At 74.3% G+C, this 14,702-nt stretch carries 8 protein-coding genes; 4 read left to right on the forward strand and 4 right to left on the reverse strand.

Annotated elements, in window-relative coordinates:
• From ADL08_RS38670 to fxsT, 4 genes are all read left to right on the forward strand, one after another.
• The coding region (locus ADL08_RS38670; RefSeq protein ID WP_053640772.1) for an SAV_2336 N-terminal domain-related protein at positions 1–2,657 on the forward strand (2,657 nt) is incomplete at its 5' end.
• 128 nt (positions 2,658–2,785) lie between these two features.
• Positions 2,786–3,004: a hypothetical protein gene (locus ADL08_RS04780; RefSeq protein ID WP_053640773.1), complete on the forward strand. Its 219-nt coding sequence runs from the start codon at positions 2,786–2,788 to the stop codon at positions 3,002–3,004.
• Positions 3,005–3,256: 252 nt separating this feature from the next.
• On the forward strand, positions 3,257–4,537 hold the full coding sequence (locus ADL08_RS04785) for an aKG-HExxH-type peptide beta-hydroxylase (RefSeq protein ID WP_053640774.1): 1,281 nt from the start codon (positions 3,257–3,259) through the stop codon (positions 4,535–4,537).
• A 65-nt stretch (positions 4,538–4,602) separates the two neighbouring features.
• The gene (gene fxsT / locus ADL08_RS04790) at positions 4,603–7,626 is read left to right on the forward strand and encodes an FxSxx-COOH system tetratricopeptide repeat protein (protein ID WP_053640775.1); all 3,024 of its coding nucleotides are present in this window, start codon (positions 4,603–4,605) and stop codon (positions 7,624–7,626) included.
• A 93-nt stretch (positions 7,627–7,719) separates the two neighbouring features.
• Here fxsT and ADL08_RS04795 read toward each other — a convergent pair whose 3' ends face one another.
• The 4 genes from ADL08_RS04795 to ADL08_RS04810 form a co-directional block, all read right to left on the reverse strand.
• Positions 7,720–11,544: a multifunctional oxoglutarate decarboxylase/oxoglutarate dehydrogenase thiamine pyrophosphate-binding subunit/dihydrolipoyllysine-residue succinyltransferase subunit gene (locus tag ADL08_RS04795; protein WP_053640776.1), complete on the reverse strand. Its 3,825-nt coding sequence runs from the start codon at positions 11,542–11,544 to the stop codon at positions 7,720–7,722.
• Positions 11,545–11,834: 290 nt separating this feature from the next.
• Positions 11,835–13,103 carry a HAMP domain-containing sensor histidine kinase gene (locus ADL08_RS04800; protein ID WP_234351996.1) on the reverse strand — a complete coding sequence of 423 codons (1,269 nt, stop codon included), beginning with the start codon at positions 13,101–13,103 and terminating at the stop codon, positions 11,835–11,837.
• The gene (locus ADL08_RS04805) at positions 13,100–13,837 is read right to left on the reverse strand and encodes a response regulator transcription factor (protein WP_053640777.1); all 738 of its coding nucleotides are present in this window, start codon (positions 13,835–13,837) and stop codon (positions 13,100–13,102) included. The genes ADL08_RS04800 and ADL08_RS04805 overlap by 4 nt, the downstream gene beginning before the upstream one ends.
• A 71-nt stretch (positions 13,838–13,908) precedes the next feature.
• A complete protein-coding gene (locus tag ADL08_RS04810; RefSeq protein ID WP_053640778.1) occupies positions 13,909–14,580 on the reverse strand; it encodes a spermidine synthase in 672 nt (223 codons plus the stop codon).
• Between the last annotated feature and the right edge of the window lie 122 nt (positions 14,581–14,702).

Here is a 14,702-nt window from a genome sequence, read left to right on the forward strand (position 1 = left end):
CCCCCGCCCCGCCCCGGCCCGGCGAGGGCGTCCTCGACGAGGAGGCCACCGCCGAACGCAGCGCCGCCGCCGGCCTCCTCACCCCCGTCCTGCGCCCCGCCTCCGGCCACCGCCCCGACATCCAGCTCCTCATGGACACCGGCCCCGCCATGGGCGTCTGGAGCCGGATGGTCGAGGAACTCCGCCAGGCCTGCCAGCAGTCCGGCGCCTTCCGGGACGTCCAGGTGCACCGCCTGTACGACACCGGCGACGGGCCCCCGCTCGTCACCACCACCTCCGGCGCCGACGGCCGGCCCCGGCTGCGCCCCGTCGACCAGCTCCACGACCCCACGGGCCGCCGGCTCACCCTCGTCGTCAGCGACTGCGTCGGGCCCCTCTGGCAGCGCGGCGCCGCCCAGCGCTTCCCGCGCCCGTGGCCCCGCCGCTCCCCGCTCGCCCTCGTCCAGCCCCTGCCGCCGCGCCTCTGGCCCCGGACCGCGCTCCCCGCCGAACCCGGCACCTTCCAGCGCTCCGCGACCCCCGGCGGACACGCCTCCTTCCGCTCCGACGACGAGCCCTGGGGCCCCCTCGTCCCCGGCCACCGCGCCGTCCCCGTCCTCACCCCGACCCCCGAGGCCTTCGCCTCCTGGGCCCGCCTCCACACCGGCCACGGCGGCGACGCCGTCCGCGGCTGGGCCGCCCGGCTCGCCGAACCGGCCGGGCCCGCCGCCCCGCACACCCCCCGCGCCCCGCGCGGCGACGAGGAACTCCTCCGCGCCTTCCGGGCGGGCGCCTCGCCCGGCGCCCTCCGGCTCGCCGTCCACCTCGCCGCCGCGCCCCTGACGCTGCCCGTCATGCAGCTCGTCCAGCGCGCCATGCTCCCCGACACCGGCCCCATGGAGCTGGCCGAGGTCCTGCTCAGCGGACTCCTGCGGCGCCTTCCGGGCCCCACCCCGTACCCCTGCTTCAGCTATCCGCCGGGCATCCAGCAGCACTTCCTCGGTTCGCTCGACCCCAGCGCCGCCGCCCTCGTCCTCAAACACTGCTCCGCCTACGTGGAGCGCAATTTCGGCCAGGGCATGCGCAACTTCCCGGCGCTCGCCGCCGCCCGTCTGGCCGGCGCGGAGGCCGGGGACGAACCGGAGGACGGGAGCGCCGCCGCACCGCCCGACGCGACCGACGAACCCCTCGGGCCCGACAGCGACGAGACCGAACTCTTCGCCCGCATCCCCGCGCGCGTGCTCCGCTTCTACCACCCCGACCTCGTCACCCCCGACCCGCTCACCGAGGCCCGGCGCCTCCTCGCCCAGGGCCGCGGCCAGTCCGACCCCGCCCTCCTCGCCGGCGCCCGCGAACGCGCCGAGGCCGCCCTCCCCGCCGAACCCGTCGAGGCCCGGATCGTCCTCGCCCGCGCCCTCCACGCCGAGGCCGGCACCGCAGCCGCCCGGCGCTCCGGCCGGCGCGCGGAACTCCTCGCCCGGGCCGCCGACACCCTCGTACGGGCCGGGGAACTGGCCCGGCCCGGCGGCGAGGCGTGGGCCGAGGCCCGGCTGGAACTCGCCGTCGTCCACCACTCCCTGTGGCGCGACACCGACGACCCCGGCCACCTCGACGCCGCCCTCGACGCCCTCGCGGGCCCCCCGGAGCGCTGGCCCGGGACCACCCGCCACACCCTCCACCTGCGCCGGGGCCGCCTGCTCCTGGCCCGGGGCGACGGCGCCGCCGCCACCGGGGAGCTGACCGCCGCCCTCGGCCTCCGGGAGAGCGCCGCCGTCCTCCTCGACCTCGCCGACGCCCTCCGCCTCGCCGGGGCCGGACCCGGCCGGATCGCCCCCGTCCTCAACCGCGCCGCGCCCCTGCTCGGCGACGGCCGCGCCCTGCGGCTCCGCCACACCACCGCCCGCGCCCGGCTGTACGACGCGGCCGGTGACGGGGACGCCGCAGACGCGGCCTACGAGGAGGCCACCCTGCTCGCCCCCGCCGACAGCGGGCAGCGCGGCCGGACCCTCCTCGCCTGGGGCGGCTCCCTGCTGCGCCGCGCCGCCGCCGGGACCGGCACGGCCCCCGTCGACCGGGCCGAGGGGGTGCTGAGGGAGGCCCTCACCCGGCTGCCGGCCGACGCGCCCGAGCGGGCCGGGGCCCGGACCCTGATCGGCAGCGTGCTCGCGCTCCGCTTCCACCGCGCCGGGTTCCTGCCCGACCTCTTCGAGAGCCGCCACCTCCTGGAGCAGGCCGTCCGCGGCACCGAGGAGCCGGGCGCGCGGGCCGAGGCGTGGCTGCAACTGGCCCGGGTGCGCCTGGAGCTGTCCGAGGTGGCCAGGGACGGCCTGACCGGCGCCGCGCTCACCGCCTACCGCAACGCAGAGGAGGACGCGCGCGCCGCCCACGGCGACGCCCCGGGCTCGGTCACCGCCGCCCGCGCCCTGCACGGCCAGGGGGCCGTCCTGCTCCTGATGGGGCGTCCCGGCCGGGCCGGGACCGCGCTGCGCGCCGCCGCCGAGCGGTGGCGGCGGCTCACGGGCGCACTGGTGGAGGTGGACCGGGCCGACGTGGAGCGGACCAGGGCGCTGCTCGGGACGGCGGAGGCCGCGCACGGCGCTCCGGCCGGCCGGCCGGACGAGCGGGAGCGGCGGAGCATCGCGCCCCCCTGGTGGACCTTGGCCGGTTCGTTCGGGTGAGCGGCGTGACGACGGGGGGCGCACATGAGCGCAGTTGAGTCGAACGTGTTTCCGGCTTCCCGGCGTCGGGAAGAACCGCTCCGCCGCTACGACTGCGGGGGACGGGCGCCGGTGAGGAGGAGCCGAGGGTGTTCGAGCACACGGGGTGGACGAGCGGTGCGGACCGGAACACCGACCGCGCGACCCACGGGCCCGGCCGCGCACCCCGCCTCCCCGACCTCGCGGCCGTCGATCTGCGCACCCTGCGCGTCCTGGACGACCCGGCGCTCGTGGCCGAGGTCGACCGCGTGCTCGGACGCGCTTCGGAGCTGGGCGAGTCGTGGTTCTCCGACGAGGGCGCCGAGTGACCTGACCGGGGCCCGCCGCGGCCGGACCCCCGGGCGGATCCCCGGCCGGACCTCCGGGCAGATCCCCGGCCGGACCTCCGGGCGGATCCCCGGCCGGACCTCCGGGCGGATCCCCGCCCGGACCCCCGGCCAGATCCCCGCCCGGACCCCCGGCCAGATCCCCGCCCGGACCCCCGGGCGGATCCCCGCCCGGACCCCCGCCTGGCCGCCGGGGCCGCCGGAGACCCCGCCCCGCCCCCGGGGGAGGCGGTCATGACCCACGCTCCCCCCTCCGCCGCCCTCCTCGCCCTGTTCGCCCGGACCCGGCCCACGCACGACGGGGCCGTCCTGATCCGTTCCGCGCTCCACGCGCGCCGGCTCGTCCTGCTCAAGGCGCTGCTCGTCCGGGTCCACCGGCACCGGGCGGAGCTCGGCGGCGGGGTGGGCGGCCGGTTCGAGGCCGCCTGGCACCTCCTCGAACGGGCGGAGCGGCGCGCGCCGGCCGTCGTCCGCGACCTCCTCGACTACCCCACCACCGGCGGCTGGCTCGCCGCCGCGCTCACCGCGCCGCCCGGACCGGAACTCGACGCGCGGCTCGCCCACTTCGACGCCCTCGCCCTCACCGCCGCGCTGTGCGCGGGCTGCGCCCTGGACCTCACCGTGGCGAGTCCGCGCGGCACCCTGCCCCTCACCGGCCTCGGGAGGCTGCGGACCGGAGCGGACCGGGCCGCCGTGCGGACCGCCGGCCGCCACGCGTGGATCGCCCCCGAGGGCGCCGGGCCCGACCGGACCGTCCTGTTCCCGCGCGACCCCCGCTCCGGGCGCCCGGCCGGCGCGGGGGCCGGCTGGCGCCCCGTGCTCCGGCTCCCCGGCGGGACGGCCGTCCTCGACGACCTGGACCCCTACCGGGTCCCCCGCGGCGGGATCGGCAACCCGCCCCGTACCGGCGTGGAGGCGGGACCCGCCGGGCGGGCCGTCTGGGCCGAGCACTGGCGGGCGGCCCTCCGCCTCCTCGACGCCACCGACCCCGGCCGCGCCGGGGAGGTGCGGAGCCTCGTCCGGGTCCTGGTGCCGGTCGCCCACGCCGACCGGGGGGCCGGCCCGTTCGGGGCCACCCTCCGCGCCGCCCCCGGCGCCGTCCTCGCCTCGCTGCCCGACGGCCCCCGCGAGATGGCGGAGGTCCTCGTCCACGAGACCCAGCACACCAAACTGGCGGCCGTCCACGAACTCGTACCGCTCCACACCGCGGGACCGGCGACCGTGCACCGGGTCGGCTGGCGCACCGACGCCCGCCCGATCGCCGGGGTCCTCCAGGGCGCCTACGCCCATCTCGCCCTCACCGACCTGTGGCGGCGCGCGGCCCGGTCGACCGGGCCGCCCGGCCCCTGGCGCACCCGGGCCGGGCAGCAGTTCGAGAGATTCCACCATCAGGTGGGCCGAGCCCTCTCGGTCCTGCTTGAATCCGATGAACTGACCAATGCCGGAAGGGAGTTCGCCCGCCACATGCAGCAGCACCACGCGCGCCTCGGCGCCACGCCCCGAGCGCTTCGGTGACACTATGCACGCGCGCGGCGACACCCCGTGGCGTGCGAGCGGACAGGGAACAGGGAGAGGTACACATGGCGGAACAGGCGCGGCCGACCGGGGGCGGAGCCCCGCGCGGAAGCACGGCACCCGAACACGTCCTGGTGGTGTTCCCCGGATACCACCGGCCCTGGGCCACCTGGATCAGCCAGCGCCTCGACCTGCACGGGGTCCGCGCCACCCCGCACCGCTGGGACCCGCCCCGCGAGGTGCCCCTGGAGGACTCCCTCGGCGACCTGCTGCTCGCCCGCGGCCAGGTCCTCCTCGTCCTCAACGACTGGTTCTTCGAACTCGGCCCCCGCCCCGCCGGGGAGTGGAACGACGTCCTGCGCGGCTTCGTCGCCGCCCACGCCGACCGGTTCGCCGCCGTCAACCTCACCAACCGGCCCCTGCTCCCGGCCACCGCCGTCCTGGAACCGGCCGGCCTGTGGGGCGTCGGCGAGGACGAGGCGGAGGCCCGCCTCCTCGGCCGCCTCGGCATCGAACCCCGCCGCTCCGCCGGCCGCCGCATCCCGTCCGGCGCCCTCGCCCGCTACCCCGACACCCCGCCCGAGGTCTGGGGCGAGGTCCCGCGCCGCAACCCCCGGTTCACCGGCCGCGACGACCTCCTCGCCGAACTGCAGGAACGGCTCATGGACGCCGAACGCGGCAACGCGGCCTGCACCCTCCTCGGCATGTCCGGCATCGGCAAGACCCAGATCGCCGCCGAGTACGCCCACCGCTTCAGCCCCGACTACGACGCCGTCTGGTGGGTCAGCTCCGACGACCGCAACGTCCAGCGCGACCGCTTCGGCGAACTCGCCGTCGAACTGGGCCTCCCCGTCGGCAACGAACCCGGCGAACGCATCCGCGCGGTCCGCGACGCCCTGCGCCGGGGCGACCCGCAGAGCCGCTGGCTGATCGTCTTCGACGGCTGGGACGACATCAGGGACGCCGGCGTCATGCTCCCGCACGGTCCCGGCCACGTCCTGATCACCTCCCGCAACCGCCTCTGGGGCGAACACACCGACCTCCTGGAGGTCGGCGGCTTCGCCCGCGCCGAGTCCACCGGCTACCTCATGCGCCGGGCCCCGCACATCACCGCCGCCGAGGCCGACGAGGTCGCCCACGAGTTCGGCGACGTCCCCCTGCCCCTCGTCCAGGCCGCCGCCTGGCTCGGCGAGTCCGGCATGGAGGCGCCCGAGTACCTCCGCATGGTCCGCGAGGGCCGCCTCTCCACCGTCGACGACCCCACCGGCGGCGAGGGCATGCCCAACGCCTCCCTCACCTCCTGGTCGATACTGATCAACCGGCTCCGCCGCGCCCAGCCGCAGGCCGTCGAGATCCTCAGCTTCTGCGCCTCCTTCGCCCCCGGCCGCATCCCCCTCGGCCTCGTCCGCGCCTATCCGCAGGCCGAACTGCCCGAGGACCTCCACTGGATGGTCAACGACCTGCCGGCCTGGACCCGGGCCCTCGACACCCTGGTCAACTACTCCGTCCTCACCCGGGAGACCCGCGGCCCCGTCAGCACCGACATGGGACCGCACCAGGAGTCCGTCCACATGCACCGCCTGGTGCACGACATCGTCTCCCGGCTCACCGACGGCACCCACCGCGCCGCCCACCGCAAGGCCGTCCGCACCCTGCTCGCCGAGGCCGACCCCGGCAACCCCATGGACAGCCGGAACTGGCCCCGCTACGCCGAACTCCTGCCGCACCTCGAACCCTCGGGCGCCCTGGAGAGCCGCGGCCCCCGCATCCAGAACGCCGTCCTCAACTGCCTGCGCTACTGCTACCGCAGCGGCGAGTTCAAGGCCGGCATCCGGCTCGCCGAGCGGATCCGGCTCAGCTGGAGCGGGTTCATGGACCCGGTGGCCCAGCCGATGCTCACCCTGACCAGCCAGGAGGGCAACATCCTGCGCGCCGCCGGCCGGTTCCGCGAGGCCCACGTCCTCGACTCGGCCGCCCTCGAACGGCTCCGCGCGCAGACCCCGCGCAACGAGCACGCCGAACTCATCGCCCACAGCGCCGCCGCGAGCAACCTCCGCTACCTCGGCCAGTACACCGAGGCCGAGGAGCTCCAGCGCCGGCTCCTCGACGAATCCCAGCGGATCCTGGGCGAGAACGAGTTCATGACCCTCCTCGCCCGCCACAACCTCGGCGTCAGCCTCCGCCTCCTCGGCCGCTACCAGGAGGCGTACGACCTCGACGCCGAGAACCTCGCCCGCCGCGAGACCGTCCTGCGCGCCCGCCACGCCAACACCCTCAACTCGGCCGGCGCCCTCGCCCACGACCTGCGCCTCCTCGGCCGCTACCGGGACGCCCTCGTACGCCAGGAGGCCGGCGTCCGGCTCCACGTCCAGGTGCTCGGGCCGCAGCACCCGCAGACCCTCTCGGCCCGCGCCCAGCTCGCGCTCTGCCGCCGCCGCGAGGGAGGCTCCCAGCAGGACATCGGGGCCCAGATGGCGAGCCTCCTCGAACAGATCGAGCAGGTGCACGGCCGGGAGCACCACACGACCCTCACCTTCATCAACAACTACGCCAACTACCTGCGCGAACACGGGGACCTCGACCACGCCCGCGAGCTGACCGCCGAGGCGGAGGCCGGGTTCCGCTCGATCCTCGGCCCCGCCCACCCCGTCGCCACCGGCATGGTCGCCAACACCGGCCTCGTCATGCAGGCCGCGGGCGACCGCTCCGGCGCCCTCGCCCTCCTGGAGTCCGCCCTCGGCGGCTTCACCGCCACCCTCGGCCCCGACCACCCCTGGGTCCTGGGCTGCGCGCTCAACGCCGCCGCCGCCCGCAACTTCAACGGGCGCGTCGGCGACGCCGTCGAGCTGAGCCGGGAGACGCTCCGCCGCGCCCGCCGGGTCCTCGGCGACGAGCACCCGCTCACCCTCTCGTGCCGGATCGCGCTCGCCGCCGACCTCCGGGGGGTCCGCGAGGTCGACGAGGCGGGCAAGGTCGAGGAGGACGGCCTCCTGGCCCTCACCAGGACCCTCGGCGCGCAGCACCCGCACACCCTCTCCGCCCGCCAGCGCAACCGCCCCTACTGGGACTTCGAGGCCTACCTCGGCTGAGCCCCGGCGGCCGGAGGGACGCGGAAACGCCGGAGGCCCGGCACCCCTGGTGGGGTGCCGGGCCTCCGCCCGTCACGCGCGAGCGGTACGGGATCAGGCGTCGAAGACCTCGTTGACCAGCTGCTGCTGCTCCGCCTGGTGGCGCTTGGCCGAGCCGACCGCCGGGGAGGAGGAGTGCGGACGCGAGATCCGGCGCAGGCGCTCGCCCGCCGGGATGTCCGCGCCGACCGCCAGGTCCAGGTGGTCGATCAGGTTGAGCGCGATGAACGGCCAGGCACCCTGGTTCGCCGGCTCCTCCTGCGCCCAGATGTACTTCGCGGCGTTCGGGTACTTGGCGATCTCGGCCTGGAGCTCGGCACCCGGCAGCGGGTACAGGCGCTCCAGACGGATGATCGCGGTCTCCTTGTCACCGCGCTTCTGACGCTCGGCCTCCAGGTCGTAGTAGACCTTGCCGGCGCAGAAGACGACCTTGCGGACGTCGGCCGCGTCGACCGTCGCGTCGCCGATCACCGGGCGGAAGCCGCCGGTGGTGAACTCCTCCACCGTGGACGCCGCGGCCTTCAGGCGCAGCATCGACTTCGGGGTGAAGACGATGAGCGGCTTGTGGTGCGGGTTGTGGACCTGCCAGCGCAGCAGGTGGAAGTAGTTCGACGGCAGCGTCGGCATGGCGACCGTCATGTTGTCCTGGGCGCACATCTGGAGGAAGCGCTCCGGGCGGGCGGACGAGTGGTCCGGGCCCTGGCCCTCGTAGCCGTGCGGCAGGAGCAGCGTGACGCCGGAGGTCTGGCCCCACTTCTGCTCGGCGGAGGAGATGAACTCGTCGACGACGGTCTGCGCGCCGTTGACGAAGTCGCCGAACTGCGCCTCCCAGACGACCAGGGCGTCCGGGCGGGCCAGCGAGTAGCCGTACTCGAAGCCCATCGCCGCGTACTCGCTGAGCAGCGAGTCGTAGACGTTGTAGTGGGCCTGGTCCTCGGCCAGGTAGAGCAGCGGGGTGTGGTCCTCGCCGGTCTCCTGGTCCACCAGGACCGCGTGGCGCTGGCCGAAGGTGCCGCGGCGGGAGTCCTGGCCGGAGAGCCGGACCGGGGTGCCCTCCATCAGCAGGGAGCCGATGGCGAGGGTCTCGCCGAAGCCCCAGTCGATGGTGCCGTCGTCGAGGGACGCGGCGCGGCGCTGCATCTGCGGCAGCAGGCGCGGGTGGACCGTGATCCGGTCCGGGACGTTGACCTGGGACTCGGCGATCCGCTTCACGACCTCCTGGGAGACCGCGGTGGTGACGGAGACCGGGAACTCGGCCTGGGCGTCCGGGACGTGCACCGAGGAGGAGGCGGTGGTGGTGGCCTCGCGGACCTCCGCGAACACCTTCTCCAGCTGGCCCTGGAAGTCCTGGAGCGACTGCTCCGCCTCTTCCAGGGTGATGTCCCCGCGACCGATGAGCGACTCGGTGTACAGCTTGCGCACCGAGCGCTTCTTGTCGATCAGGTTGTACATCTGCGGGTTGGTGAACGAGGGGTTGTCGCCCTCGTTGTGACCGCGGCGGCGGTAGCAGATGAGGTCGATCACGACGTCCTTGTTGAACGTCTGGCGGAACTCGAAGGCGAGCCGCGCGACGCGGACCACGGCCTCCGGGTCGTCGCCGTTCACGTGGAAGATCGGCGCCTCGATCATGCGGGCCACGTCGGTCGCGTACATCGAGGAACGCGAGGACTCCGGGGCGGCGGTGAAGCCGACCTGGTTGTTGATGACGATGTGGACCGTGCCGCCGGTGCGGTAGCCCCGCAGCTGCGACATGTTCAGCGTCTCGGCGACGACGCCCTGGCCGGCGAAGGCCGCGTCGCCGTGGAGGGCGACGGGCAGGACGGTGAAGTCCGTGCCGCCCTTGTTGATGACGTCCTGCTTGGCGCGGACGACACCCTCCAGGACCGGGTCGACCGCCTCCAGGTGCGAGGGGTTGGCGGTGAGCGAGACCTTGATCTGCTCGCCGTCCAGGCCCGTGAAGGTGCCCTCGGCGCCCAGGTGGTACTTGACGTCGCCGGAGCCGTGCATCGACTTCGGGTCGAGGTTGCCCTCGAACTCGCGGAAGATCTGCGCGTACGACTTGCCCACGATGTTCGCCAGGACGTTCAGCCGGCCGCGGTGGGCCATGCCGATGACGACCTCGTCGAGGCGCGACTCGGCGGCCGAGTCGATGACCGCGTCGAGCAGCGGGATGACGGACTCGCCGCCCTCCAGGGAGAAGCGCTTCTGGCCGACGTACTTCGTCTGCAGGAAGGTCTCGAAGGCCTCGGCGGCGTTCAGCCGGCGCAGGATCCGCAGCTGCTCCTCGCGCTCCACGCGGGAGTGCGGGCGCTCGACGCGGTCCTGGATCCACTTGCGCTGCTTCGGGTCCTGGATGTGCATGAACTCGACGCCGGTGGTGCGGCAGTACGAGTCGCGCAGCACGCCGAGGATGTCGCGGAGCTTCATCATCGACTTGCCGGCGAAGCCGCCGACCGCGAACTCGCGCTCCAGGTCCCACAGGGTGAGGCCGTGCTCGGTGATGTCCAGGTCGGGGTGCTTGCGCTGCTTGTACTCCAGCGGGTCGGTGTCGGCCATGACGTGGCCGCGGACCCGGTAGGAGTGGATCAGCTCGAAGACGCGCGCGGCCTTGGTGACGTCGTCGTCGTGGGAGGCGTCGATGTCGCGGAGCCAGCGGACCGGCTCGTAGGGGATGCGCAGGGCCTTGAAGATCTCGTCGTAGAAGCCCTCCTCGCCGAGGAGGAGGTTCGCGACGATCCGCAGGAACTCGCCGGAGGCGGCGCCCTGGATCACGCGGTGGTCGTACGTCGAGGTCAGGGTCATGACCTTCGAGATGCCCAGCTTGTTCAGGGTGTCCTGGGAGGTGCCCTGGAACTCGGCCGGGTAGTCCATCGAGCCGACGCCCATGATGACCGACTGACCGGGCATCAGACGCGGCACGGAGTGGACCGTGCCGAGGCCGCCGGGGTTGGTCAGGGAGACGGTGACGCCGGAGAAGTCCTCCATCGTCAGCTTGCCCACGCGGGCGCGCTTGACGATGTCCTCGTACGCCTGCCAGAACTCGAAGAAGTTGAGCGTCTCGGCCTTCTTGATGCCCGCGACGACGAGCTGGCGGTCGCCGTTGGGCTTCACCAGGTCGATCGCGAGGCCGAAGTTCACGTGCTCCGGCTTGACCAGGGTCGGCTTGCCGTCCTTCTCCGCGAAGGAGTTGTTCATGGACGGCATGGCCTTGATGGCCTGCACCATCGCGTAGCCGATGAGGTGGGTGAAGGAGATCTTCCCGCCCCGGGCGCGCTTCAGGTGGTTGTTGATCACGATCCGGTTGTCGAAGAGCAGCTTCACCGGGACGGCGCGGACGGACGTGGCCGTCGGCACCTCCAGGGAGGCGTTCATGTTCTTCGCGACCGCGGCGGCGGGGCCGCGCAGCGTGATCAGCTCGGGACCGGCCGGGGCCTCGGACGCCGGGGCGGCCTTGGCGGCGGGCTTCGCGGCGGCGGGAGCGGCCTGGGCGGCGGCCGGCTTGGCGGCCGCGGGGGCCGCCTTCACCGCGGCCGGGGCGGCGGGAGCCGCGGCCGGCTTCTGCGCGGCGGGCGCCGGAGCAGGGGCGGGCACGGACGCCGGGGCGGCAGGCGCGGCCTGTGCGGGGCCCGTCTGCTGCGCGGCGGGAGCGCTCGGCGTGCTCTGGGTGGGCGCCGGGGCGGCCGGGGTCTCCGACGCTCCGGGCTTGTAGTCGGCGAAGAAGTCCCACCAGGCACGATCGACCGAATTCGGGTCCTGGAGGTACTGCTGGTAGATCTCGTCGACGAGCCACTCATTGGCACCGAAGGCGGCCGCAGGGTTCTGGCCCTGCCCGTCTTGGTCGGTCGGGGAGCTCGGGGTACTGGGGGACTGAGACGACACGGCGGCAACCGCCCTCTTCCGCTTCACAAGGTGATGGACAGCGGAAATAAAGGCTACGCCTGTCCGGCCGGGAGGTGCAGGCCGGGCACTCCAACGTCGCGCAAGTCACACTTGACGGGGTGTTTCGGAGCCGTGAATGGCGGGAAACAAGCGTGGTTCCGCTGGTGTGAGGGTACGGAAAAGCATCGGCACGACCCCCTTCGGCCGCACCCCTGATCGCACCCCGTTCACGTGCGCGGAGGTCTCACCCCCGTACACGCAGAACGTGTTCTTCCGGTTCGAACCCTACGTCAATCCGTCGGTGGACGACTGCCCGGAAGAGTGACTCTGATGCGGCACCCGCGTGATGATTCGGCCACACCGATCTCGCCGCCGTGCAGATCGACCGCCCAGCGGGCGATCGCGAGCCCGAGACCCGTCCCGCCGTCGCTGCCGGGGCCCTGCCGGCGCGAGGCCGAGCCCCGGTTGAACCGCTGGAAGACCTTGTGCCGCTCCGACTCCGGGATGCCGGGGCCCTCGTCCTCGACCTCCAGCTCCAGGGAGTCCGGATACGGGCCGCGCCGGGCCCGCACGGTGACGCGGCCGTGCGGCGGGGAGTGCTTCACCGCGTTGTCGATCAGGTTCGCCATCACCTGGTGCAGCCGCTCCGCGTCCGCGTGGGCGGCCAGCTCGGGCGGCGACACGTCCAGGTGCAGGTGCACGTCCGTGCGGTTGTGCAGGCCCGAGGTGGACGACAGGCCGCGCTGGGACGCGGCGAGGTTCGCCTCCCGCAGCACCCCCGACAGATAGGGCCAGACCTCGAAACGGCTCCCCCGCAGGGCCACGACACCGTTGTCGAGGCGTGAGAGGTCGAGGAGCGTCTCCACCAGCCGGCCCAGCCGCTCGGTCTGCTTCAGCGCCGACCGCATCGTCTCGGGATCGGCCTCCGAGACCCCGTCCACGACGTTCTCCAGGACGGCCCGCAGCGCGGCGATCGGGGTCCGCAGCTCGTGCGAGACGTTGGCCACCAGCTCCTTGCGGTGCCGGTCCACGGCCTCCAGGTCGTCCGCCATGCGGTTGATCGTGGACGCGAGGTCGCCCAGCTCGTCCCGCCGGTCCGCGCCCCGCACCCGGCGGCTGAAGTCGCCGCGCGAGATCGTCCCGGCCACCGTGGTCATCTCGTCCAGCGGCGCGGTCAGGGACTGCGCCACGAACTGGGTGATGAGCAGGGTCGCGATCATCGCGAAGATCGTGATGTACCGGAACTCGGTGGACGTGCGGATCGCCACCAGGGCCAGGCAGGAGGTCAGCAGGACCGCCCCGACGACGAGCGCGCCGAGCTTGGTCTTGATGGAGATCGCGATCCGGTGCCGCCGCCGCCGCGCGCCCCGGGGCCCGCCGGGCCCGCCCGGCCCCCGCCGCCCGCGGGATCCGCCCGGCCGGCCCGGTGCGTCCGGCCCGCCCGGTCCTTCCGGACCGCCGGATCCGTCCCGCTCCTCCGGCCGTTTCGGTCGCTTCGGTCGTTTCGGTCGCTCCGGCCGTTTCGGCTCCTCCGGCCCGCCGGGCCCGCGGGGACTCATGGCGCCGGGGTCTCCAGCGCGTAGCCGACGCCGTGGACCGTGCGGATCCGCTCGGCCCCGATCTTCCGGCGCAGCGCCTTGATGTGGCTGTCCACGGTCCGGGTGCCCGAGGCGTCCGCCCAGTCCCACACCTCGGCGAGCAGCTGCTCGCGGGAGAGGACCGCCCGGGGGGTGCTCGCCAGACAGACCAGGAGGTCGAACTCGGTCGGGGTCAGGTGCACGTCCTCCGCCCGGACCCGGACCCGCCGCTGGGCGTGGTCGATCTCCAGCTCGCCCAGGCGCAGGATGCCGCTGCGCGGGGTGACCGCCGCGAGCGCGGCCCGCTCGACCCGGCGGAGCAGCACGTGCACCCGGGCGGCCAGCTCGCGCATCGAGAACGGCTTCGTCATGTAGTCGTCCGCGCCGACGCCGAGGCCGACCAGCATGTCGGTCTCGTCGTCGCGGGCGGTCAGCATGAGGACCGGGACGGGCCGCTGGGCCTGGACCCTGCGGCACACCTCCAGGCCGTCGAAGCCGGGCAGCATGATGTCCAGGACCATCAGGTCGGGCTGCCAGGCCTCGGCCGCGTCGACGGCGGCGGGACCGTCGGTCGCGGTCTGCACGAGGAAGCCCTCGGCGCGCAGCCGGGCGGAGATCGCCTCGACGATCGTGGCGTCGTCCTCGACCACCAGGACGCGCCGCTGGGCCCCCGGAGTGGCCGCCGCACCGTGGTGAGTGGTGTGTGTCTGCTCCATTGCCCCGCCTCGCGTCGCCGATGTCGGTGCAGCAGCCTAGAGGTACCGGTGGTGTCCCGGCTATCCAGGAGTCAGCCGGGACGTACGGCGAGGTGGACCGCGTCCGGGACGCCCCGGGCAACGGGCACCTCTTCCGTCCGTACCCCGCTGAATCCGGCATTCCGCAAGGTTGCTTCGAAATCCGCGGAGGGTCGCGCGGACCACACGGCGAGGATCCCGCCCGGGTTCAGCCGGGCCGCGCAGGCCGCCAACCCCCCTGTGGAGTAAAGGGATTCGTTGTCCTCGGTGACGGTCCAGTCGGGGCCGTTGTCGATGTCCAGGCAGAGCGCGTCGTAGGTGTCGGCGGAGGTGTGGACGTGCTCCACCAGGTCCGTGTGCAGGATCACGGTCCGGGGGTCGGCGAGCGCGGCCCCGGAGATCGCGGCGAGCGGTCCGCGCCGGTGCCAGTCGACGATCGCCTCCTCGCGCTCGGCGACCACGATCCGGCCCCAGCGGGGGTCGGCGGCGGCGTGGGCGAGGGAGAAGCCGACGCCGAGCCCGCCGACGAGCACGGAGGCCCCGGCCCGGCGCTCCTCGGGGAGCGCGGCGAGGGCCGCGTCGATCAGGAGCCGCTCGGAACGCCCGTCGGAGGTGTCCATCAGGAAGGTGCCGTTGGCGATGATCTCGTAGTGCTCGTCGCGGCGCCGCAGGACGACCTCTCCGTGGGGTCCTTCACGCCGGTCGAGGGTCACGGGTCCTGACATCGTCGGTCACTCCGCTCTCGTCGTCTCGTCGAATGGTTCCCGCCATCCTCGCGGGGCGCCGCCGACGACGACAAACGCGTTACGGGAACGGGCAGTCGTGCCCCCGGGCCCCCACCCGGAAG

The sequence above is a fragment of the Streptomyces sp. NRRL F-6492 genome (assembly GCF_001280125.1).
GTDB lineage: Bacteria > Actinomycetota > Actinomycetes > Streptomycetales > Streptomycetaceae > Streptomyces.